Raw genomic sequence first — 22710 nt, forward strand, 5'->3', positions numbered from 1 at the left:
AGCATCTCCAGGTAAGGGGCCGCTTATACTAGCGGTCTTTCGCCCACGGTTTGAGACTCACGATGCGCCGTTCGCTGTTCTGCTTTTTGCTGATGCTGGTTGCTGCCACGGTCAATGCCGCCGAGCAGGTACGGCCCAAGGTTGGCCTGGTGCTCTCTGGCGGCGCGGCACGCGGCCTGGCCCATATCGGCGTGCTCAAGGCCCTGGAGGAACAAGGCGTGCACATCGACGCCATCGCGGGCACCAGCATGGGGGCGGTGATCGGCGGGCTGTACGCCTCGGGTTACAGCGTCGAAGAACTGGAAAAGCTAGCCACTACCCTGGACTGGCAACAGGCCTTGTCGGATGCGCCCCCGCGCAAGGATGTGCCGTTCCGGCGCAAGCAGGACGACCGTGATTTTCTGGTCAAGCAGAAGCTGAGCTTTCGCGACGACGGCAGCCTGGGCCTGCCGCTGGGCGTGATCCAGGGCCAGAACCTGGCGTTGCTGCTGGAAAGCAAGCTGGCTCATACCGCCGACACCCGCGACTTCGACAAACTGCCCATCCCCTTCCGTGCGGTGGCCACCGACATCGCCAGCGGCGAAAAGGTGGTGTTCCGCCGCGGCCACCTGCCCCAGGTGATCCGCGCCAGCATGTCGATCCCCGCGGTGTTCGCCCCGGTCGAGCTGGATGGCCGCTTGCTGGTGGATGGCGGCATGGTCGACAACATCCCGCTGGATGTGGCCCGCGACATGGGTGTGGACCTGGCTATCGTGGTCGACATCGGTACGCCGCTGCGTGACCGCAAGCAACTGGCCACGGTGGTTGATGTGCTGAACCAGTCGATCACCCTGATGACCCGGCGCAACTCTGAAGAACAACTGGCCAGCCTGCACCGCGACGACATCCTGATCCAGCCGACGCTGGCCGCATTTGGCGTGACCGACTTCGGCCGCGCCCGCGAGATGATCGAAGCCGGCTACCGCGCCACCCGCCTGCTCGACCCGCGCCTGGCCGCGTTGCGCCAGCCCGAGGGCGACAGCAGCCTGGCCGTTGCCCGCTCGCCGCGTCAACGCACGCCGGTGATCACTGCGATCCGGGTGGAAAACGACTCCAAGGTCAGCGATGACGTGATCCGCTCCTATATCCGCCAGCCGATCGATGCGCCGCTGGAGCTCGACCGCCTGCAGACCGACATGGGCACGCTGTATGGCCTGGACTACTTCGACCGGGTGCAGTACCGCGTGGTGCACAAAGGCGCTGACAACACCTTGGTGATCAATGCCCGCGGCAGGCGCGGCGGCACCGACTACTTGCGCCTGGGCCTGAACCTGTCGGATGACCTGCGCGGCGACAGCGCCTTCAACCTCGGCGCCAGCTACCGGGTCAACGGCATCAACAGCCTGGGCGCCGAATGGCTGACCCGCGCCCAAATCGGCGACCAGCAAGAGCTTTACAGCGAGTTCTATCAGCCGCTGGATGTGGGCTCGCGCTACTTCGTCGCGCCCTACCTGGACATAGGCTCGCGCAACATCGAAGCGACCCTGGACAATGACCCGATCGCCGAGTACCGCCTGGAACGTTATGGTTTTGGCCTCAACCTCGGCCGGCAGATCGGCACCTATGGCGAAGTGCGCCTTGGCGCGGGCAAGGCCTGGGGGGAAGCCGAAGTGCGTATCGGTGACCAGGACCTGCCCAAGGTCAGCTTCAATGAAGGGTTCTACGAGCTCAAGTACTCGTTCGATACCCTCGACAACGTGTACTTCCCGCACAGCGGCGAAGACATCGGCCTGACACTGCGCAAGTACGACAAATCGCTCGACTCCGACCAGGACTACCGCCAGTGGCTGTTCAACCTGGACAAGGCCATCAGCAGTGGCCCGAATACCTGGGTGCTGGGCGGGCGCTACGGGCGCACATTGGATGATGCCGAGGTGGTGACCTCAAGCTTCGTGATGGGCGGCGCGCGGGAGCTGTCAGGGTTCCGCCAAGACTCGGTGTCGGGGCAGAACATCAGCTTGCTGCGCATGGTCTATTACCGCCGCCTGACGCCACGGGCCTACGTGCCGCTGGACTTCCCGTTGTACATCGGCGGCTCGCTGGAACGTGGGCGGGCGTGGAACAACGACAATGAGTTCGACAGTGGCTACATCAATGCGGCGAGTATCTTCCTGGGGCTGGAGACACCGTTGGGGCCGTTGAACCTGAGCTATGGGGCCAACAGTGCGCATGAGCAGGCGGTTTACCTGAACCTGGGGCATACCTTCTGAATCGATGGGGCCGTATCCGGCCCATTCGCGGGACAAGTCGGATCGCCGCACCGCCGCTCCCACAGGTGCGGCGCTAGCCTTGGAGGCTACATAGTTCGGGTGGGAGCGGCGGTGCGGCGATCCGACTTGTCCCGCGAATGGGCTGCAAAGCAGCCCCCGAAATCAGGACTTTTCGAGGTTACCCAGAATCTTCGCATGCACCCGCATGCACACTTCCAGGTCCGCCTCATCCACCCCGGTGAACAGCTCTACCCGCAGCGCGTTGGCAATGGTCTCGATCTGTTCGATCAGCGGCTTGGCCGGTGGGCACAGCAAAATCTTCTTCGCCCGCCGGTCTTCAAGCACTGCCTGCCTGCGCACCAAGCCCTGCGCCTCCAGGCTGTCGAGCAAGCGCGCCAGGGTCGGGCCTTCGACACCCACACTCTGGGCCAGCTCACGCTGGGTCGGTGCTTCTTCGAAACGGGCCAGGTGCAGCAACACCAGCCAGCGCGCCTGGGACAGGTTTAACCCGGCCAAGCGGCGGTCCAACTCGGCACGCCAGCCCCGGGACATCTGGGCCAGCTGCATGCCGAAGCGGTGTTGGTTGTCGGTCAGGGGCATAAGCAACTCATTGAATAGATCTAATTATTAGGCAGCTAACCATGCCCCGGACCACGTGGCAAGGCTCGGGCGCTTGCCAGTGTTCGATAATCGTCAAAAAGCATGACAAAGGTCAGCAGTTGGCGGTTCTGGCCTCGAACCTGCCGGCTGTTAAACGTCGAACTCCGCGGCCAATGCTGCGCGTATGCAATACAGCACCCCCTCCGGTACCCGTGGCCCAAACAAGGGCGCGATAGTCGACACCGGCGGCAGCTCGCCTTCGCCGTCGAGGAAGGCGTCCTGCACCTCCATCATCAGGTCTTCCGGCAGGTCGAGGGCCTGATCAAGGCTCAGTTCCTGGCGACCGATGGCCTCGGCCAGCAGGCTGTACACGTTCTTTTCGCTGCAATTGAGCTGGCCGGCGATCTGCGCGGGGGTCATGCCCGCGCGCGCCAGGCTGACCAGCTCGTGGCGCAGGTCGAGCACCACCTTGGGCGCCTCATCGGTGCCACCGCTGTTGTTGAGCACCTCCAGAAAGGCCTGACCGTAGCGCTCCAGCTTGCGCGCACCCACGCCGCTGACCTGGGCCATGTCGCTGAGGCTGGCGGGTTGGCTGCGCAGCATTTCGAGCAGCGTCGAATCGGGGAAGATGACGTAAGGCGGCACGCTGTGCTCCTCGGCCAGCTTGCGCCGCAGGGTACGCAGCGCCTCCCACAGCTCGCGTTCTTCGGCACGCACCAACTGGCTGGCCGGGCTGCCGCCGCTGCCAGCGCTCTTGGCCACCGTCTGCGGCTTGAGGTCGCGGCGCAGTTGCAAGGTCACCTCGCCGCGCAACAGCGGCCGGCAGCTGTCGGAAAGGCGCAGGCCCCCGTAGCCTTCAAGGTCGATATCTACCAGGCCGCGTGCGACCAACTGGCGGAACAACGAACGCCACTCGACCTCGGCCAGCGACTTGCCGACACCGAACACCGAAAGCTTCTCGTGGCCGAAATTGCGCACTTTCTCGGTGTCCTTGCCCAGCAGGACGTCCACCAGGTGCCCGACACCATAGCGCTGGCCGGTACGGAATACGGCCGACAGCGCCTGGCGAGCAGGTTCGGTGGCGTCCCAGGTCTGCACTTGGTCGATGCAGTTGTCGCAATGCCCGCAGGGCTGCTCAAGGGTTTCGTCGAAGTACGCCAGCAACGACTGGCGGCGGCAGCGGGTTTCTTCACACAGGGCCAGCATGGCGTCGAGCTTGTGCTGCTCGACGCGCTTGTGGCGCTCGTCGCCCTCGGAGTTCTGCAGCATCTGCTTGAGCATCACCATGTCCTGCAGGCCGTAGGCCATCCAGGCATCGGACGGCAAGCCATCACGGCCGGCACGGCCGGTCTCCTGGTAATAGGCCTCGAGCGACTTGGGCAGGTCGAGGTGGGCGACAAAGCGCACGTTGGGCTTGTCGATGCCCATGCCGAAGGCAATGGTGGCGACCATGATCAAGCCTTCCTCGTTGAGGAAGCGGTGCTGGTTGGCGGATCGCGTTTCGGCAGCCAGGCCGGCGTGATACGGCAGTGCCGGGAAGCCCTGGTCGCAGAGGAAGGCAGCGGTCTCGTCGACCTTCTTGCGCGACAGGCAGTAGACGATGCCTGCGTTGCCGCGACGCTCGCCGAGGAAGGCCATCAGCTGCTTGCGCGGCGCCTCCTTGGGCACGATGCGGTAGAAGATGTTGGGCCGGTCGAAACTGGAAAGAAAACGCTCGGCGCCCTGCAGGTGCAGGCGCTGGACGATCTCTTCGCGGGTGCGCATGTCGGCGGTGGCGGTCAGGGCGATGCGCGGCACATGCGGGAACAGCTCGGCCAGTTGGCCCAACTGCAGGTATTCCGGACGGAAATCGTGGCCCCATTGCGACACGCAGTGGGCCTCGTCGATGGCGAACAGCGAGATGTCCAGGTCGCGCAGGAAGTCGAGCATGCGCGGCTGAACCAGACGTTCAGGCGCCAGGTACAGCATCTTCAGCTCACCGCGGCGCATGCGCCCGGCCAGCTCACGTTGCTGCTCGGCGCTCAGCGTCGAGTTGAGTGCGGCCGCGGCCACGCCAAGCTCGTCGAGCGTAGCGACCTGGTCGTCCATCAACGCAATCAGCGGCGAAACCACCACGGTCAGGCCTGGGCGCAGCAGCCCCGGCACCTGGAAGCACAGCGACTTGCCGCCGCCGGTGGGCATCAGTACCAGCGCATCGCCGCCGTTGGCCACGCATTCGATGATTGCTGCCTGGCGCCCACGGAAACTGTCGTAGCCGAAGATATCCTTGAGAACGCGCTGAGCCTGTTCGAGCATGTGCAACTCCACAAATCGCCGTACCATCCTGGAGACAGGCTGGACGAAAAACCCGCCCCGCACACGCCGAATGCGTAAGCGGTTTTTACCAGACGGCCGACAAAGACCGCCCCTGGATGAAAAATCGCGGATTATACCCCAGTGCTAACCCACGCAGGGTGCCGCTGTGACAGACGTTCCCTTTGCCCCGCCAACGCTGCAAGGTGCTAGAATTCGGTATCGTTTATTCCCCAAGGTAGCCCTGTAATGTCCTTCGCCGAGCAACTCACCCGCCTGCAAGCCTTCCTCGACGCCGACGAGCTGCACGAAGAAGCGCTGGACTACGTCGCCGCTCACGGCTACCTCACGGCCCTGTCGATCAATGCCGAGGACGTACCGGAGCGCGAGTGGATCGACGCCCTGTTCGCCGAAGAACCCCACTACGCCAGCGAGGCCCAGCGCACCGAGATCGAAGCGACCCTGGTGGCACTGAAGGCGCATATCGCGCGTCAACTGGCCAGCGACGAAGAATTCGACCTGCCGTGCGACCTGGACCTGACCGACGAGCCGGACGATTCCGATCTGCGCGGCTGGTGCATCGGCTTCATGGAGGGCGTGTTCCTGCGTGAAGAGGCCTGGTTCGAGAACGCTGAAGAAGAAGTCAGCGAGATGCTGCTGCCGATCATGGTCGGTTCGGGCCTGTTCGACGAGCAACCAGAGTTCGCCGACATCGCCAGCAATGCCAACCTGCAGGACGACATGATCGTGCAAATCCCGGAAGCACTCAGCGCGCTGTTCCTGCTGCTGCACGCCCCTGACGAGAAGCCGGCGCTGCTCAAGCCTCGCCACCACTGAGTCGGCTGTGCGCTACCTGCTGCTGGCCGTCGGCTGGCTCAGCGTTGCGCTGGGGGTGCTGGGGATATTCCTGCCGGTGTTGCCCACCACCCCTTTTCTGCTATTGGCGGCGGCGTGTTTCGCGCGCAGCTCGCCTCGCTTTCACTACTGGCTGGTCCATCACCCGAAGCTCGGGCCGTGGATCCGTGATTACCTCAGTGGCGAAGGCATACCACTAAAAGGCAAGGTTTACGCCATCGGCCTGATGTGGGCCAGCATTGGCCTGTCGTGCTACTTGGTACCGCTGTTCTGGGCTAGAGCGTTCATGCTCACCAGCGCGGTGCTGGTCAGTCTCTATATCCTCAAGCAAAAGACCCTGCGCAAGCAGTGATCAATGCTGCGTGCGCCAGTAATAGCACCCTCTTGGTGAACACATAGCGGGCTTAAATCCTCGATCGTCATTTTTTTGTCGCCAAATATCTATTTCGCCTATCCAACCTTTTTTTTAGCTACAAAAGTTCTGGAACTCGCTGTAAACCTTGTATAACGAGACTTTCAGCCGCTTTGATTTCGGTGGCCCTTCAGCGTCGCCCACGCCCTCTTAGACCTGATAAGTCAAATATCAATATCTGTTATGAGAAAATCTTCTTATCACTTTGATTGAATGTTCTTAGCTCTGTTGTTAAAAACCTGAAACGATTTGCATGATAACTATATCGTCATTTTTTTGGCGACCAGCAGGACTTATTTTAGGATCAGGGAGAGGTACCCATGCGCGTTTTGACCCCCATCACCAGTGCATTACTGTTGGCAATGGCGTGTGCCAACGTACAGGCGATGTCGATTACCGAGGCTGTTCAGAGCGCCGTGGACTACCATCCGCAGATCAGCTCCAACCGCAACAGCAAGCTGTCTGCCGATGAAGACGTGAAATTCGCGCGTGGCGGCTACTATCCTTCCGTTGACCTGGTCGCAGGCTATGGCCGCCAGCGTTCGGACAACCTCAATACCCGCGGCACCAACCCAGACGGTACGCGCAACCATGACAAGGCCACCCTCAGCTACACCCAGTCTGAGCTGCGCCTGCGGCAGATGCTGTTCGATGGCTTCAACACCTCGAACGAAGTAGGCCGCACCGAAGCGGTCGCCACCTCCCGCGCCTACTACACCCAGGCGGTCGCCCAGGATGTTGCCCTGCGCGCAGTGGAGGTTTACCTCGAAGTGCTCAAGCGCCGTGAGCTGGTGACGCTGGCCAAGAACAACCTGCAAGCCCACCTGCGGGTGAACGACCAGATCGGCCTGCGCACCGAGCGCGGTGTCGGCAGCACCGCCGACCTCGATCAGTCCCGCGCCCGCCGTGCCTTGGCGGAGAACAACCTGGACACCGCCGAAGTCGACCTGGCCGATGCCGAGGCCAACTTCTTCAGCGTCATCGGCAAACACCCCGATGAACTGGAAGGGCCGCAATCGATCAAGGTTGAAATTCCTGGCACCCTCGACGATGCCCGGGAAGCCATGCGCCAGAACAACCCTTACATCAAGTCCGCCCAGGCCGACGTCAATGCGGCCGAGCGGCAGTACGAAGTGGCCAAGTCGACCTTCTACCCACGCCTGGACGCTGTGCTGGCCACGGGTGCCAACAACAACCTTGGCGGTGAGAAGGGCCACAGCAACAACGATTGGCAGGCCGGTGTCGAGCTGAACTACAACGTGTTCCGCGGCGGCAGCGACAAGGCCCGCCTGCAGTCCGATGCCCACAAGATCAACCAGGCCCTGGACATCCGCAACAACGCGCTGCGCGAACTGACCGAGAACCTGAGCCTGGCCTGGAACGCCATGAACAACGCACGCAAGCAGACCCCGACTGCGCGTGAATACGCCGAAACCACCAAGCGCGTGCGCGCGGCTTACCAGGATCAGTTCGGCCTTGGCCAACGCACCCTGCTCGACGTGCTCGACAGTGAGAACGAGCTGTACAACGCCGACCGTCGTTACACCGAAGTACGTTACACCGAGGAATTCTCGATGTACCGCGTGTTGGCAACCATGGGTGAGCTGTTGAGCAAGCAGCGTATTTCGCTGCCGCCAGAAGCCATCGCCAGCAATGAGGTGAAGACCGACGCACAGCTGCCTGAGATGCGTTGATCAACAGTCGGGGCAACCTGACTGTTGGCTGATACGCCTTACGTGTAGGAGCAGCCTTGCGCTGCTCCTACACGTTTATGGGGTGCCGTGATTGCGCTGGAACGTCTCGGCGCCCATGGCTTTGATCTGCCCCTCGATCAGGGCTTCGAACGGTTTGAGCAATGCATCGAAGCTGACAGGTTGCTCCAGCACGTTCAGCGCCTCCACCACCGCCTCAAGGGTCGACAATGCCCCCGGCTCCGGCGCCTTGCGCAACCGGTAGCGCGAAGGCGCGACCGCCCCCAGCGTCACACGCGGCAGGGCCTCCAGCAAAGGATTCAGGTACAGCAGCTTGCGTGCCTTGCGCCAGGTACCGTCGGGCACGATCAACAGCAAGGGCCTGTCATCCACCTCACCATAAGCCGTCAGCACCTGGGCATGCTCACCCGGGAACAGCAGCGCCGGCCGGTAGCCTGGCGTCTGCAGCAATTCAACGAGGTCGTCGAACACCTCGCCAACGCGCAATTGGGCATTGACCAGGCCAAGGGCGGCCAGGCGGGCGGTATTCAGGGCGTGCGAGCTTTCACTGGGGTGCTGCAGCAGAACCACGCGGGTGCGGCTGTCGAGCGAGGGTATCAGTGGGCAAAGGCAGTGGTCGAGCGGGCGCTGGCAGCGCTCGCAGCGGGGTCTGGGCATCGGCTTCTCCTTACCGGGCGCAGTGTGCCATAGCCCTGCAGAAAAGCCCCACTTCCTTGTGGGATACGCCGAACATCAGCGGTTGAAACGCTCCGCCAAGCTATGCAGATACTCCGCCATACGCTCCAGGTCCTGGCTGATTTCCGCCCCTTGCCTGGCCTGCCCGGCGCTCTGATCACACAGCTGTGCAATCCTCACGATCTGCTGATTGATATCCTCGGCAACATGGCTTTGCTGCTCAGAGGCGGTCGCCATCTGCTGGCTCATACCGGTAATCCGGCTGACCGCCTGGGCGATACCGGTCAACGCCGCTTGCACCGCTTCGACACTGTGTACGCTGTCGCGCGAAATCTGCTCGCCGCGGCTGGCCGTGCTCACCGCCCGCTCTGCCCCTGCCCGCAACGAGGCGATGATCTGGTGGATCTCCTCGGTCGAGGCACGGGTGCGCTGGGCCAAAGAGCGGACCTCATCGGCCACCACGGCAAAGCCGCGCCCCTGCTCCCCGGCGCGCGCTGCTTCGATCGCGGCATTGAGCGCAAGCAGGTTGGTTTGCTCGGCAATCGAGGTGATCGTATCGACCACGCTACCGATCGACTGGGTCTGCTCAGCCAACGCGTTGACCGCCTGCCCGATGTCGTTGACCGCATCGCTCATGCTGCCCATGGCCTTGAGACTCTGCTGGGCCAACTCACTGCCTTGCTGCGCCAACTGGTCGGCATCGCCTGCCGCATGGGCAGTGCTTTGCACGTTGTGGGTAACCTCCTGGATAGTCGCCGCCATCTGCGCGATGGCCGTGGCGGACTGGTCGGTTTCGTTGCGCTGGCGGTCAAGCATCTGCGCCTGGGCGTCGGACAGGTCAGCCGACTGCGCCGCCCGCGACTTCACCCCAACGCCGGCATCCACCAGGCGGGTCAAGGCGGTTTGCAAACGGGCCTCTTCGCTGATGATGGCCATGTCCAATTGGCCCTGTAGGCCCAGGTTGTCGCTGTAGGTCAATGCCACCAACGGGCTGGTGAAGGCTTTCGGGTGCTCGCCAAGTGTGCGCCGAATGGCCTGGCTGTGGTGATGCTCGACCAGGTACCAGGTCAGCAACAGGCTGGTCATCAGCACCCCCAGGGCCGCGTAGGGCGGCAGCCACAGGTAGCTTGCCGCCGACAGCAGGCCCGCGCCGATCAGTGGCCAGCCGTGCCCCAATGCATGCCCTAGCCGCGCCGCCCACGACACCGGCGAACGGCCGGCACGCAAGCGCGAGTAAAGCGCTTCGGCACGGCGAATCTGCTCACGCGTCGGCACTGAACGCACCGACTCATAGCCACTGACCCTGCCCTGCTCATACACCGGGGTGACGTAAGCGCTGACCCAATAGTAATCACCGTTTTTGGCGCGGTTCTTGACCACGCCCATCCAGGGTTTGCCTTGCTTGATGGTGTCCCACATGTGCCCGAACACCGCCGGGGGCATGTCGGGGTGACGCACCAGGTTGTGGGTCTGGCCGACCAGTTCGTCGTAGGTAAAACCGCTGATCGCCACGAAGGCGTCATTGCAGTAGGTGATGCGGCTGTTGAGGTCCGTCGTGGAGATCAGGCGTTGATCGCTGGAGAAGGTTCTTTCGTGCTCAGTGACGGGCAAATTCATGCGCATCTTGGGCGATCCTTGCAGGATGAAATAGGGAGGAATCATCAGCGCAAGTTGATGTTTAGCAGAGCGCTATCAGGTTAGCGGTCAAGTTCTGTAGGAATTGAGCCCGTCCCGACGGAATGCATGAACAGGCTGTGTATCAGCCCACGTTGAGCTGGCTTTTAAGCAGGTCACGGAACGTCTGAATCAACGGCTCGCGGCTGCGGCCACGACGAATGATCAACGAAAAGGGTGCCTGATAGCCGAAGGTAGACGGCGACAACACCCGTAGATCGCCCTTCTCCACCCAAGCCTGGGCGTAATGCTCTGGCAGGTAGCCAATGTAGGCACCCGAGAGAATCAGGATCAGCTGCGCCTCCATGCTTTCCACCGTCGCCGCACTGTGCTTGAAGCCATGCCGGGCCAGCTCTGCCTGGCTCCAGTAGCCGCGCCCGACCATGCGCTGCTGGGTCACCACCTGCTCAGGGATGCGCCGCTCGTTGAACAACGGATGGCGGCTGCTGCAGTACAGCCAGTGCTGCTCACGGTACAGCGGCTGGTAAACCAGGCCGCTCATGCGCGAAGAAAACGCCCCGATGGCCAGGTCGAGGCGGTTGTCCTGTACACCCAATTGCAGTTCGTACGGGCTGGACACCGACAGGTGCAAGTGCACCGCCGGGTGCTCCTGGCTGTAGGCGCCGATGGCTTCGGCCAGAGGCAGCGCGCGGTCACCCACGGTGGAGTCGATCACGCCCAGGTTGAGCGTGCCGCGCAATTCACCCTTGAGGGCCGCGGCATATTGCTCAAAGCCATCCAGCTCGGCCAGCAAGCGCAGGCTCTCCTGATGAAACAGCTCGCCCTTGCTGGTGAGGCTGAAACCGCCGCGACCACGGTGACACAGCACAATCCCCAGCCCGCCCTCCAGCTGGCTCATGTACGTGCTGATGGCTGACGTCGACAGGTTCAAATCACGCTGGGCGTTGGCGAAGCCCTGGTGACGCACCACGCTGACGAAGATGCGCAGGAGTTTCAGATCGGGCAGGGTCGAGGTCATGGTGCAACGGTTCCGCAACAGTAAATGCGTGAAGTCTAACCGGTTGCGCGGGCATTAGTTCAGAAATTCCTGAAGTAAGTATTTGCCGGTAGCGATTCTTCCTACGCACTACCTTGCGCAAACTCGGCCGAAATGTCCTGCCCGCCGGCACAACCAGACTACACAGGCGCGCCGCGGCACAGGTTCGAACAAACACAACAATCGACCGACTGATGAGGCCCACCGTGGACAAGACTCTCCACCAACCACTGGGCGGCAACGAAATGCCGCGTTTCGGCGGCATCGCCACCATGCTCCGTCTCCCCCACCTGCAAAGCGCCGCCGGCCTGGATGCCGCATTCATCGGCGTGCCCCTGGACATCGGCACTTCGCTGCGCTCCGGCACCCGCTTCGGCCCGCGTCAGATCCGCGCCGAGTCGGTGATGATCCGCCCGTACAACATGGCCACCGGGGCTGCGCCATTCGACTCGCTGTCGGTCGCCGACATCGGTGACGTGGCCATCAACACCTTCAACCTGCTCGATGCCGTGCGCATCATCGAAGAAGCCTACGACGAAATCGTCGAGCACAACGTTATCCCGATGACCCTGGGCGGCGACCACACCATCACCCTGCCGATCCTGCGCGCCCTGCATAAAAAGCACGGCAAGATCGGCCTGGTGCACATCGATGCCCACGCCGACGTCAACGACCACATGTTCGGCGAGAAGATCGCCCACGGCACTACCTTCCGCCGCGCCGTGGAAGAGGGCCTGCTCGACTGTGACCGCGTGGTGCAGATCGGCCTGCGCGCCCAGGGCTACACCGCCGACGACTTCAACTGGAGCCGTCGCCAGGGCTTCCGCGTGGTGCAGGCCGAGGAATGCTGGCACAAATCGCTGGAACCGCTGATGGCCGAAGTCCGTGAAAAAGTCGGCGGCGGCCCGGTTTACCTGTCGTTCGACATCGACGGTATCGACCCCGCTTGGGCCCCTGGCACCGGCACGCCTGAAATTGGAGGCTTGACCACGATCCAAGCGATGGAGATCATTCGCGGCTGCCACGGCCTGGACCTGATCGGCTGTGACCTCGTCGAAGTCTCCCCGCCTTACGACACCACCGGCAACACCTCGCTGCTCGGCGCCAACCTGCTGTTCGAGATGCTCTGCGTGCTGCCGGGCGTCGTGCGTCGCTGATCCTGGCGATAGCACGGCACCGCTTGACTGCAATACCCCGGCAGGAGCCATGAGGGAGGGCCACTGAGGCCCGCCAACACAAGACTAGACCGCCGGGTGGCGCTAAGCCCGTGCGGTCGATCTCGCCATAATAAAGATAATCGGGAGACCCCCAATGGCCTTGGACATCATCGTTGTAATGATCTATACCGCCGGCATGCTCGGGCTTGGCTGGTATGGCATGCGTCGGGCAAAAACCCAGGAAGACTACCTGGTGGCCGGACGCAACCTCGGCCCGACCCTGTACATGGGCACCATGGCCACTACCGTACTCGGCGGCGCCTCCACCGTCGGCACTGTGCGCCTGGGCTATGTCCACGGCATTTCTGGCTTCTGGCTGTGCGCAGCCCTGGGCCTGGGCATCATCGCCCTCAACCTGTTCCTCGCCAAACCGCTGCTGCGCCTGCGCATCTACACCGTGACCCAGGTTCTGGAGCGGCGCTACAACCCGATGGCACGCCAGGCCAGTGCGGCGATCATGCTGGCGTACGCGCTGATGATCGGCGTGACCTCGACCCTGGCCATGGCGACCGTGCTGCAAGTGCTGCTCGAGCTGCCGTTCTGGATGTCGCTGATGCTCGGCGGTGGCGTGGTGGTGCTGTACTCGACCATCGGTGGCATGTGGTCGCTGACCCTGACCGACATCGTCCAGTTCGTCATCAAGACCGTCGGCCTGATGTTCATCCTGTTGCCGGTATGCCTGTACAAGGCCGGTGGCTGGGACACCTTGGTGGCCAAACTGCCTGCGGCCAGCTTCCAGCTGACCACCATCGGTTGGGACACCATCATCACCTACTTCCTGATCTACTTCTTCGGCATCCTCATCGGCCAAGACATCTGGCAGCGCGTATTCACTGCCCGTGACGAGAAGGTCTGCCAACGTGCCGGTACCACCGCAGGCGTCTACTGCGTGGTGTACGGCCTGGCCTGCGCCCTGATCGGCATGGCCGCGCACGTACTGATGCCCGACCTGGCCAACCCAAACAATGCCTTTGCGGAGATGATCAAGAGCACCCTGCCCGATGGCATTCGTGGCCTGCTGATGGCGGCGGCCCTGGCAGCCATGATGTCGACCGCCAGCGCTGGCCTGCTGGCCGCGTCCACCACCCTGACTGAAGACCTGCTGCCCAAACTGCGCGGCGGCAAGCAGTCGAGCCTGGCCATCAGCCGCCTGTTCACCCTGCTGACCGGCCTGGTGGTACTGGGTATCGCCTTGGTGGTGAACGATGTAATCAACGCCCTGACCCTGGCCTACAACCTGCTGGTCGGCGGCATGCTGATCCCGCTGATTGGTGCGATCTTCTGGAAACGCGCAACCACCGCAGGCGCCATCGCCAGCATGTCGCTGGGCTTCGCTACTGCGCTGCTGTTCATGTTCAAGGATGGGCTGGAAGCCAACACGCCGATCTACTACAGCCTGGCAGTTGGCTTGGTGAGCTTTGTCGCAGTCAGCCTGATGTCGCGTAAATCGATGGCAGCAGTCAAGCTGGCCTGATACGCACTAGGCCATACAGACGATTAACCGCAACAAAAAAGCCGCAGCATCAGCAATGATGCGGCGGCCTTTGTCATTTCAGCGACGGCGCGGTTGGCGCTTGCGCTGCTCTTCATCAGTCGGGATCGGCACCGGCTGCAGGGGGGGTGGAATCAACCCCAGTGCGACAGCCAAGTCGTGGAGCCAGTTGAACAGTGGTTTCTTCATAGTGCCCCCTTGACGGGTCAGCCTCACGGTCAATCAATCCAGTGATGTTTCATACAGATCATAGCCCGATGTCCTGTATTGCGCATGCATCTGGTCTTAGAGATAAGGGCCATTTTGACGCGGATCAAGCCTGAACGGCGCATTCCGACGATTGGTTAATCGTTTCGCTTTGTTGCAGATCGATCCAGGCCTGCAAATTTGCCCCGCGCATGCCCTGGCGCCACATCAACCACGTGACCGCCTGATCGAAGGGTGCCTGCAGCCGGTGGACCCGCACCCGGTCGCGCCCAGGCAGGCTGTCGAGCATGGATTGCGCCATCATGGCCACACCTGCGCCGGCAATCACACAGGCCAGCATGCTCTGGTACGACTCGATCTCCATCACCCGGCCCATCGGCGTATGGGCGTGGGCGTACCAGGCCTCAAGGCGCATCCGGTATGAACAGCCCTGGCGGAAGGTGAACACCGCTTTGCCTGCCACGTCTTTTGCCGTGTGCACGGGCGGGTGTTCAGGGCTGGTGATCAGCACCAGCTGTTCGTCGCACAGCGGCACACCGTCCAGCCCGGCCAGGCTTGGCGGGCCATCTACCAAGGCCGCGTCCAGGCCATGGCTGAGCAAGCCCTCGAACAGCTCACCGCTGGGCGCTGCACGCACCTGCAGGTTCACCGCCGGGTACGCCTGGTGATAATGCGCCAGCAACGCTGGCAGGTGGGTGGCTGCGGTGCTGTACATGGTGCCCAGCACAAACTCCCCAGCCGGCTGGCCACCTTGCACGGCCGCCATCGCCTCGTCACGTAGCGCCGACAAGCGATTAGCGTAGTCCAGCAGCACCTTGCCCGCGGGCGACAATTGCAGGCGCTGGCGCTCGCGCAGAAACAGCTCCACACCCAATTGCTCTTCGAGCTGGCGTAGGCGCGTCGACAAGTTCGACGGCACCCGATGCAGGCGCTCGGCGGCGCGTGTGACCGAACCTTCCTCGGCCACCGCCTGGAAGATGCGCAGTTGGCTGAACTCCATACCTTTCTCCAAAACAGAACAACTTCATCATCATTATTCAATTTCATTGAACGCGATACCCCCCTAACCTGCCATCCATCGCTTACCAACGTGCAGGAGCCCTTCCATGTCGCCCCGTATACAACTGCTGGCCAGCGCCGTGGCCCTGATGATGGCCATGGGCATCGGCCGCTTCGCCCTGACCCCACAACTGCCGCAACTGATTGCCGAAGGCCAGTTCGACCTCACGGCCGCCGGGCTGGTCGCAGCGGCCAATTACCTGGGTTACTTCATCGGTGCGGTGGATGGCATGTTCGCTCGCAAGCCTGCCCAGGTACGCCTGCGCCTACAGGGTGGCCTATGGCTGTGCGTGCTGTTGACCTTGGCCTCGTGGGCCGCCGATGGCTTCTGGAGCCACCTGCTGTTGCGCTTCGGCACCGGCGTGGCCAGCGCCTGGGTATTGGTGATGATCACCAGCCTCAGCCAGCAGGCTGCCAATGCACACCATCAACCACGCTTGGGCGCCTTGGTGTTTGCCGGGCCGGGCCTGGGGATCGCCGTTACCGGGCTGCTGGCACTGGTGGCGCATGGGCTGGGGCTGGGTTCGGCAGCGCTGTGGCTGATCTACGCGGTGGCGGCGCTGATGATGCTGTTGGCCGTACGGCCCTGGTTGCCGCAGGCGCAAGCGCAAACCGTGCACCCGGCCACTGCGCAGCCCGGTAGGGTAGGCAATGCCGGGATTGCGCGCCTTGGGCTGGTCTATGCCTTGTACGGCGTCGGTTACATCCTGCCGGCCACCTTCTTGTCACAGATGGCCAACCAGCAGTTTCACGGCCAGTGGATGGCCGACCTGTTCTGGCCGGCCTTTGGCCTGGCAGCCGCGCTGGGCGTGCTGCTGGTGAGCGTGCGCCGGGCCGGCCGGACCTCTGCCTGGCTGACCGCCACCCTGTGGCTGCAAGGGCTCGGCGTGCTGGCATGCCTGATGGGCGGTGGCCTTGGCTTGGGGTTGGGTGTGGTGCTGTGCGGCGCGCCGTTCTTGGCCTGCATGCAGCTGGTGATGCAGCGCTCGCGGGAGCTGGCGCCACACGCGACGCAGCGTAATGCCGGGCTGCTCACTGCGTGCTTTGCGCTCGGGCAACTCAGCGGGCCGCTGTTGGCGGCAGTCAGCAACCATTACACGGGGAGCCTGGAGTTGGCATTGATGCTGGCTGCGAGCGGCTTGGCAGTGGCCGGGGTGTTGGTGCTGACTGCAGCCCATGCCAACCCCAGCTGCCTGGCGGCCCCTTCAACCACTGCGCAATCCGTGTAGGAGCAGCCTTGCGCTGCGAAGAGGCCAGTGGCAGCAGCGAGCATCTACGTTGTTGTCACTGGCCTCTTCGCAGCGCAAGGCTGCTCCTACAGGGGTTTCGGTTGACGGTCAGTGAAGCCTAGGGCAGCGGCTATCACCCCACCCATTTGCGCAATTGCTGCTTCACCCAAGGCTCGGCGCTCACCAGCACTACGCCAAGCAACACCATCACCGCGCCAAGTACAAAGTTCACGCTCAGCGGCTCATCCAGCAGCAGCACGCCGAACGTGACGCCGAACAGCGGCGTGATGAACGAAAACACCGCGAGGTTCGACGCCAGGTATTTGCGCAATAACCAGAACCACGTCAGGTAGCTGACAAACGACACCACGACCCCCTGGAACAGCACACTGCCCACCGCCAAAGGCGTCAGCGACACCGCGCCGATCTGGCCGCTGAGCAAGGCAATCAGCAGCAGCCCGGCAAAGCCCACTGCCAACTGATAGAACAGGGTCAAGGTCGCCGGTGCTTCCGAAAGCCGGGAACAGCGCACCACCACCGTCGTCGCACCCCAGGCCAACCCCGCCACAACGCCAAAGGCATCGCCCAGCAACGTGCGGCTGTCCATCTCTTCAAACGACATGCCACCGGCAAACGCGGTGGCAATCCCACCGAAGGCCAGCAAGATCCCCAGCCACTGCAGCAGCCGCAGCCGCTCACTGGGCAGCATGAAGTGCAGGCCCAACGCCGTGAAAACGGGTGCCGTGTAGAGGAAGACCGACATGTGCGCTGCCGACGTCAGCTTCAACCCTTCAGCGATGAACAGAAATTCGACACCAAACAACCCACCCGCCAACAGCCCGGCGCGCCAAGTGCTGCCCACCTGCTCCCAACCACCGCGCCAGCAGATCATCAGGCCCACCAGCACAGCGGCGATGCAGTTGCGCAAGGCGGCCTGCATGACCGGGGCGATGTCGACGGCAGCCGTCTTGATCAGCACTTGCTGGCAGCCCCAGATCAGGCACAACCCAAGCATGACCTGGAAAGCGAAGGCGTCGGGGTTCTTCCGGGCCGCGCTCATCGGCGGGCCTTTGGGGTAATCATTGGCATGGGATCAGCTCGGCAGTCTTCAAAGACTGCCGATTATCGGGTTTACAGGCCCACCCATGCCACCCTCAAAACGACCTCAAGCAATCTGTGCCTTCGATGACACCTGCTCAAAGGTCGCTTCATCCAGCGCATCGGCTTGTTCATCCAAGACCTGACGCGGGTGCTCGAAGCCCGGGATGCTGCTGTCGATCAGGCTCAACAGGCGCGAACCGCGTTCGCTGAGGACAAAGTTTTCGCCGTTGCCCCCCTCTTCATCAGGCCGACTTTCGATGAAGCCGCGCTCGAACAGCAGTTTTTCGTATTCGCAGGCTCGGGTCTTCAGGTGGTCCAGATCGCCTATCGGCTGGCCTTTGGCGGCTAGCGCCGCGGCGTGCTGCTCGGCATAGGGGCGTGGCGTAAAGCTGTGACCGGCGCTGTTCTGCACTTCATGCAGCAAGCGTTCGATCAAGTCCCAGTCGTAGGTGGTGCTCATGGTGGCAGGCTCCTGCTGTGGACGGAAGGGGTACACAGGTTGGGACCTGCCGCTGACAGGCTGCGTTCAGAAAGATATCAGCGCTGTCTTTGCTGAGCCTGCATGTACTGGCGCAGCAACTGATTTATACGCGTCTGATACCCGGCGCCCTGATCCTTGAACCAGGAAAGAACATCAGCGTCCAGGCGAATGGTCACCGCCTGCTTTGCAGGAACCCGCAGGTCGGCCTGGCGAAAAAAATCCAGTCAGGACGGAACTGCAAAGCTGGAGGCCACCTGTCGCAGATGCTGAACTTCTCAGGGAGCCGAACCCTCCACCGCGCATAGCCAACGCGAGAGGTAGAAAGGATGAAATCGCTGCTGCGTATCACCTGTGCAACCGCCTTGCTCTGCGCACTGCCCGCTTGGGCCTGTACGCCGGAGGAGGCCACCCAGAAGCGCGAAGAACTGGCCGGGCTGGTCAGCCAGCTGACCGAACAGAACCCGCAGAAGGCCAAGGAGATCAACGATGAGCTCCAGGGTATGGAGCTGGGGACGGCGAGCAAGGACCTGCCGGACAAGTGCCAGCTGATCGATACGCGAATCAAGGAATTGAAGACAGCGGAGAAGAAAGCGGAGTGACGGCAGAGGCGGTAAAGGCCCTATCGCCGGCAAGGCGGCGATAGGGCTACAGACGACTTACTCAGCCGCTGGCGTGCGCTTTTTCAGCGGCGCCATGCCGTCGGAGCTGGCCAGTGGCGCGTTGGCCTTTGGCTTGGCGGTCGGCTTGCGCTTAGCGCCAGCCTTCTTGTCACCCGACTTCTTCTCGACCTTTTTCTTCTTGGTACCGGCAGCCTTGCCCGACGCCTTGACCTTTTTAGGCCCGGTGTAGGTGCCTTTGACTTCCTTGATCACCCGGCGCTCGAACTGCTGCTTGAGGTAGCGTTCGACGCTCGACATCAAGTTCCAGTCGTTGTGGGTGATCAACGAGATCGCCAGGCCTTCGCCCCCCGCACGCCCGGTACGGCCAATACGGTGCACGTACTCGTCACCGCTGCGTGGCATGTCGAAGTTGATCACCAGGTCCAGGCCGTCGATGTCCAGGCCACGGGCGGCAACGTCGGTTGCCACCAGCACGTTGGAGCTGCCCTGCTTGAAGCGTTCAATGGCCAGCTTGCGGTCTTTCTGGTCTTTCTCACCGTGCAGGACGAAGGCCTTCACGTCCTTGGCCACCAGGTGGCCATAGATACGGTCGGCCAGGGCACGGGTGTTGGTGAAGATGATCGCCTTCTGGTAGGTCTCGTTTTCCAGCAACCACTGGACGATCTTCTCTTTGTGCTGGTCGTGGTCAGCCATGATGATCTGCTGACGGGTGCCTTCGGCCAGCTGCGAGACGCTGTTGAGCATCAGGTGCTCAGGGTCTTTCAACACCTTGCCGATGATGTCGCGCAGGGCCGCGCCGCCTGTGGTGGCGGAGAACAGCAGGGTCTGCTCACGGTTCTCACACTCCTTGCACAGGCGCTCCATGTCTTCGGCAAAGCCCATGTCGAGCATGCGGTCGGCTTCATCGAGGATCATGACCTTGACGTGGGACAGGTCCAGGTTGCCGGCGTTGAGTTGCTCGAGCAGGCGGCCCGGGGTGCCGATCAGCACGTCCGGCACCTTGCGCAGCATGGCGGCCTGTTCCTTGAAGTCCTCACCGCCGGTAACCAGGCCAGCCTTGATGTAGGTGAACTGGGAGAACAGTTGCACCTGCTTGAGGGTCTGTTGTGCCAGCTCACGGGTGGGCAGCAGGATCAGCGCACGGATTTCTACGCGCGGGCCGCTCAGGTCGACCAGGCGATTGAGCATTGGCAGGACGAATGCCGCGGTCTTGCCGCTGCCGGTCTGCGCGGTCACACGCAGGTCACGCCCTTGCAGGGCCAGGGGGATGGCCGCTGCCTGCACCGGGGTCGGCTCGACAAATTTAAGCTCGGCCACGGCTTTAAGCAGGCGTTCGTGCAGGGCGAATTGGGAAAACACGGAGGTAACCTCAGGCAAGTGCGGGAAATTCAGTTGCATAGGGTAACGTTTTCTGCCGCCATAGCCGAATTTCTTTTGGCAACTTTATCGGCATCCGCGCTCTAATGGCGCTTCGTTTGGCAATACAGACTGTTCAAAACCCCATGGATATCCAACGAATCTGGCGTGACTCCCTCGACCTCTGGGGCACCCTCGATCAACATCCCATGCTCCACGCCGCCATCGGCCTGGCCGTCCTGCTGCTGATTTCTCTAGTCGTCGGCCGCATTTCGCGCTTCCTGATGCTGCACGGCACCCGCCTGCTGGCGCGCCAACAGGCGCTGAAATGGCTGGATGACCTGCGCCACAACAAAGTGTTGCACCGGCTGGCCCAGACCACACCGTCGCTGGTGCTGCAGTTTGGCCTGAAGCTGGTGCCGGAGCTGTCCGACACGGCGCAGCACTTCCTCGGCAACGTTGCCCTGGCCTTTACCCTGCTGTTCATGACCATGGCCCTGTCGTGCCTGCTGGATGCCTTACTCGACATCTACGCGCGCACCGAGCATGCCCGCACCCGCTCGATCAAGGGCTATGTGCAACTGGCCAAGATGATGCTGTGGATCTTCGCCTCCATCGTCATCGTCGCCACGCTTATCGACCGCTCGCCGTTGCTGCTGCTGTCGGGCCTGGGTGCCATGTCGGCGGTGCTGCTGTTGGTCTACAAGGACACCCTGCTGTCGTTCGTGGCCAGCGTGCAATTGACCAGCAACGACATGCTGCATGTGGGTGACTGGATCGAAATGCCCCAGGTCGGTGCCGATGGCGATGTGGTGGACATCACCTTGCACACGGTGAAGGTGCAGAACTTCGACAAGACCATCGTCTCGATCCCGACCTGGCGCTTGATGAGCGAATCGTTCCGCAACTACCGCGGCATGCAGCAGTCAGGCGGCCGGCGCATCAAGCGCAGCCTGTTCATCGACGCGGCGGGTGTGCGTTTTCTGACCCGCGAAGAGGAACAGCGCCTGACCCAAGTGCGCCTGCTGGGCGACTACCTGGCTGGCAAGCGCCAGGAACTGCAAACCTGGAACGAAGCGCTGGGGCCGGTGGCAGAGCTGTCCGCCAACCGCCGCAAGCTGACCAATATCGGCACCTTCCGCGCGTTTGCGCTGGCTTACCTGAAGAACCACCCCAATGTGCATCAGGGCATGACCTGCATGGTCCGGCAGATGCAGACCGGCGCCGAGGGTGTGCCGCTGGAAATCTACTGCTTCACCACCACCACGGTGTGGGCGGAGTACGAGCGGATTCAGGGGGATATCTTCGATTATCTGCTGGCGGTGTTGCCGGAGTTTGGTTTGAGCTTGTATCAACAGCCGAGTGGCAATGACATGCGGGTGGGGTTGAGCGGGCGAGTGCCGCACCGGTTGGAAGAGATGAGCGAGGCTTGAGATCGCCGGGGCTGCTTTGCAGCCCATTCGCAGCACAAGGCCGCTCCTACCGGAGGTACGCGCTCCCTGTAGGAGCAGCCTTGTGCTGCGAATGGGGCGCAAAGCGCCCCCGAATCACCCCGCGTAACCCAGCAGGTACAACAACCCGGTCAGGGTCACCAACGAAGCCACGGTCGACAACAGGATCGTCCGCGAAATCAACCCCGCCTCGCGGTTGTAGTACTCCGCCAGCATGTACGGCCCGGTCCCGGTCGGCAGCGCCGCCAGCAGCACCGCCGAAGCCGCCCACATGCTCGGCAGGCTGAATACCTTGTACGCCAGCACCCAAGTCAGGGCCGGCTGCCCAACCAGTTTCAATCCCACCAACGGCCACGGGCTGGCTTGCGCACCCGCGCGCTTTTCTGCCAGGAATGCGCCCAGCGATATCAAGGCGCACGGCGTGGTGGCCAACGCCAGCATGTCGAGAAAATGCATCACCGGCTCGGCCAGCCCCAACCCGCTCATGGCCCACCCCCCCCCACCACCGGCGAAATCACCAGCGGGTTCTTCGCCAGCGCCTTGCTCACCACCAGCACCGCCCGGCCGACCTGCCGCTCTTCCTGCAGCCCGACCTCAATAAAGGTCAGCGAAATGGCGAACACCAGGCACACCACGATCAACGACGAGATCAGCGCCGGCTGCAAGCCCGCCTGGCCGAACAGCAACAGGCACAGCGGGATGCCGATGTAGCCGGTGTTGGCATACCCTGCACTGAGCCCGTCGATGCTCGCGGCAACCAGGTTATGGCCGCTGTACAGCCGCCACGCCAGCGTGACCACGAACATGGCCAGAGCGCCCGTGCCAAACGCCACGATGAAGCCTGGGTGCCAGATCTCGCTCCAGGTCGCAGTGGCGGTCACCTTGAACAGCAAGGCCGGCAGGCAGAGCCAGACCACCATCTTGTTGATTTCGGCAGCGGCCTTGTCGCCGAGCTTGTTGGCGCGACGGCACAGGTAGCCGACCAGGATGAGGGCAAAGATCGGCGCGACGATGACAAAGAGGGTATGCAT

Annotated in this window: 19 protein-coding genes and 2 pseudogenes; 9 read left to right on the top strand and 12 right to left on the bottom strand. The window is 62.6% G+C overall.

From position 1 onward, the window contains the following. Window positions 1-62 precede the first annotated feature (62 nt). The gene (locus tag HU764_RS18920) at window positions 63-2249 is read left to right on the top strand and encodes a patatin-like phospholipase family protein (protein WP_186703659.1); all 2187 of its coding nucleotides are present in this window, start codon (window positions 63-65) and stop codon (window positions 2247-2249) included. 162 nt (window positions 2250-2411) lie between these two features. Here the strand turns inward: HU764_RS18920 and HU764_RS18925 are convergent, their stop codons facing one another. Continuing rightward, window positions 2412-2849 (bottom strand): MarR family transcriptional regulator, encoded by a 438-nt coding sequence (locus HU764_RS18925; RefSeq protein WP_027593119.1) that lies wholly within the window; start codon window positions 2847-2849, stop codon window positions 2412-2414. A 150-nt stretch (window positions 2850-2999) separates the two neighbouring features. Further along, complete coding sequence (recQ, locus tag HU764_RS18930) at window positions 3000-5144, bottom strand: DNA helicase RecQ (RefSeq protein WP_085272475.1); 2145 nt, start codon at window positions 5142-5144, stop codon at window positions 3000-3002. 246 nt (window positions 5145-5390) lie between these two features. Between recQ and HU764_RS18935 the strand changes: the two genes are divergently transcribed. The 3 genes from HU764_RS18935 (at window position 5391) to HU764_RS18945 (ending at window position 8102) form a co-directional block, all read left to right on the top strand. Further along, entirely contained in the window at window positions 5391-5978 is a 588-nt protein-coding gene (locus tag HU764_RS18935; protein WP_010955200.1) for a YecA/YgfB family protein, read from the top strand. 7 nt (window positions 5979-5985) lie between these two features. Continuing rightward, window positions 5986-6348, top strand: a complete 363-nt coding sequence (locus HU764_RS18940; protein ID WP_027593122.1) for a YbaN family protein — start codon at window positions 5986-5988, stop codon at window positions 6346-6348. A 380-nt stretch (window positions 6349-6728) separates the two neighbouring features. After that, window positions 6729-8102: a TolC family outer membrane protein gene (locus HU764_RS18945; protein WP_099454995.1), complete on the top strand. Its 1374-nt coding sequence runs from the start codon at window positions 6729-6731 to the stop codon at window positions 8100-8102. Between the two features lie 75 nt (window positions 8103-8177). Here the strand turns inward: HU764_RS18945 and HU764_RS18950 are convergent, their stop codons facing one another. The 3 genes from HU764_RS18950 to HU764_RS18960 form a co-directional block, all read right to left on the bottom strand. Next, window positions 8178-8777, bottom strand: a complete 600-nt coding sequence (locus tag HU764_RS18950) for a tRNA-uridine aminocarboxypropyltransferase (protein ID WP_186681916.1) — start codon at window positions 8775-8777, stop codon at window positions 8178-8180. A 75-nt stretch (window positions 8778-8852) separates the two neighbouring features. Continuing rightward, entirely contained in the window at window positions 8853-10418 is a 1566-nt protein-coding gene (locus tag HU764_RS18955; protein ID WP_186703660.1) for a methyl-accepting chemotaxis protein, read from the bottom strand. Between the two features lie 136 nt (window positions 10419-10554). Beyond that, on the bottom strand, window positions 10555-11448 hold the full coding sequence (locus HU764_RS18960) for a LysR family transcriptional regulator (protein ID WP_027593126.1): 894 nt from the start codon (window positions 11446-11448) through the stop codon (window positions 10555-10557). 224 nt (window positions 11449-11672) lie between these two features. On the opposite strand from HU764_RS18960, the gene speB reads away from it, so the two are divergent. Both speB and HU764_RS18970 read left to right on the top strand, forming a co-directional pair. Continuing rightward, window positions 11673-12623 (top strand): agmatinase, encoded by a 951-nt coding sequence (speB, locus tag HU764_RS18965; protein ID WP_027593127.1) that lies wholly within the window; start codon window positions 11673-11675, stop codon window positions 12621-12623. A gap of 154 nt (window positions 12624-12777) precedes the next feature. Next, window positions 12778-14157, top strand: a complete 1380-nt coding sequence (locus HU764_RS18970) for a sodium:solute symporter family protein (RefSeq protein ID WP_027593128.1) — start codon at window positions 12778-12780, stop codon at window positions 14155-14157. Between the two features lie 78 nt (window positions 14158-14235). On the opposite strand, the gene HU764_RS27875 is transcribed toward HU764_RS18970, so the two are convergent. After that, a complete protein-coding gene (locus tag HU764_RS27875) occupies window positions 14236-14364 on the bottom strand; it encodes a PA1414 family protein (protein WP_256214945.1) in 129 nt (42 codons plus the stop codon). Window positions 14365-14488: 124 nt separating this feature from the next. Further along, entirely contained in the window at window positions 14489-15382 is an 894-nt protein-coding gene (ptrR, locus tag HU764_RS18975) for a putrescine utilization regulator PtrR (protein WP_186681922.1), read from the bottom strand. 106 nt (window positions 15383-15488) lie between these two features. Here ptrR and HU764_RS18980 point away from each other — a divergent pair, with 106 nt between their 5' ends. Then, the gene (locus HU764_RS18980; RefSeq protein ID WP_186703661.1) at window positions 15489-16670 is read left to right on the top strand and encodes an MFS transporter; all 1182 of its coding nucleotides are present in this window, start codon (window positions 15489-15491) and stop codon (window positions 16668-16670) included. A 133-nt stretch (window positions 16671-16803) separates the two neighbouring features. Here the strand turns inward: HU764_RS18980 and HU764_RS18985 are convergent, their stop codons facing one another. The 3 genes and pseudogenes from HU764_RS18985 to HU764_RS18995 form a co-directional block, all read right to left on the bottom strand. Beyond that, a complete protein-coding gene (locus HU764_RS18985; protein ID WP_027593131.1) occupies window positions 16804-17730 on the bottom strand; it encodes a DMT family transporter in 927 nt (308 codons plus the stop codon). Window positions 17731-17835: 105 nt separating this feature from the next. After that, window positions 17836-18231 carry a hypothetical protein gene (locus HU764_RS18990; RefSeq protein ID WP_027593132.1) on the bottom strand — a complete coding sequence of 132 codons (396 nt, stop codon included), beginning with the start codon at window positions 18229-18231 and terminating at the stop codon, window positions 17836-17838. Window positions 18232-18308: 77 nt separating this feature from the next. Beyond that, window positions 18309-18473, bottom strand: a pseudogene (locus tag HU764_RS18995) (BrnA antitoxin family protein); the annotation flags it as partial. 105 nt (window positions 18474-18578) lie between these two features. On the opposite strand from HU764_RS18995, the gene HU764_RS19000 reads away from it, so the two are divergent. Next, window positions 18579-18851 (top strand): hypothetical protein, encoded by a 273-nt coding sequence (locus HU764_RS19000; RefSeq protein WP_099455003.1) that lies wholly within the window; start codon window positions 18579-18581, stop codon window positions 18849-18851. A gap of 57 nt (window positions 18852-18908) precedes the next feature. Here HU764_RS19000 and HU764_RS19005 read toward each other — a convergent pair whose 3' ends face one another. Then, window positions 18909-20270 carry a DEAD/DEAH box helicase gene (locus tag HU764_RS19005; protein ID WP_085272470.1) on the bottom strand — a complete coding sequence of 454 codons (1362 nt, stop codon included), beginning with the start codon at window positions 20268-20270 and terminating at the stop codon, window positions 18909-18911. 104 nt (window positions 20271-20374) lie between these two features. Here HU764_RS19005 and HU764_RS19010 point away from each other — a divergent pair, with 104 nt between their 5' ends. Further along, window positions 20375-21661: a mechanosensitive ion channel family protein gene (locus tag HU764_RS19010; RefSeq protein WP_186703662.1), complete on the top strand. Its 1287-nt coding sequence runs from the start codon at window positions 20375-20377 to the stop codon at window positions 21659-21661. A 114-nt stretch (window positions 21662-21775) separates the two neighbouring features. On the opposite strand, the pseudogene HU764_RS19015 reads toward HU764_RS19010, so the two are convergent. Continuing rightward, window positions 21776-22710: pseudogene (locus tag HU764_RS19015) on the bottom strand (AEC family transporter).

It is taken from the genome of Pseudomonas kermanshahensis (assembly GCF_014269205.2).
Classification (GTDB): Bacteria; Pseudomonadota; Gammaproteobacteria; order Pseudomonadales; family Pseudomonadaceae; genus Aquipseudomonas; species Aquipseudomonas kermanshahensis.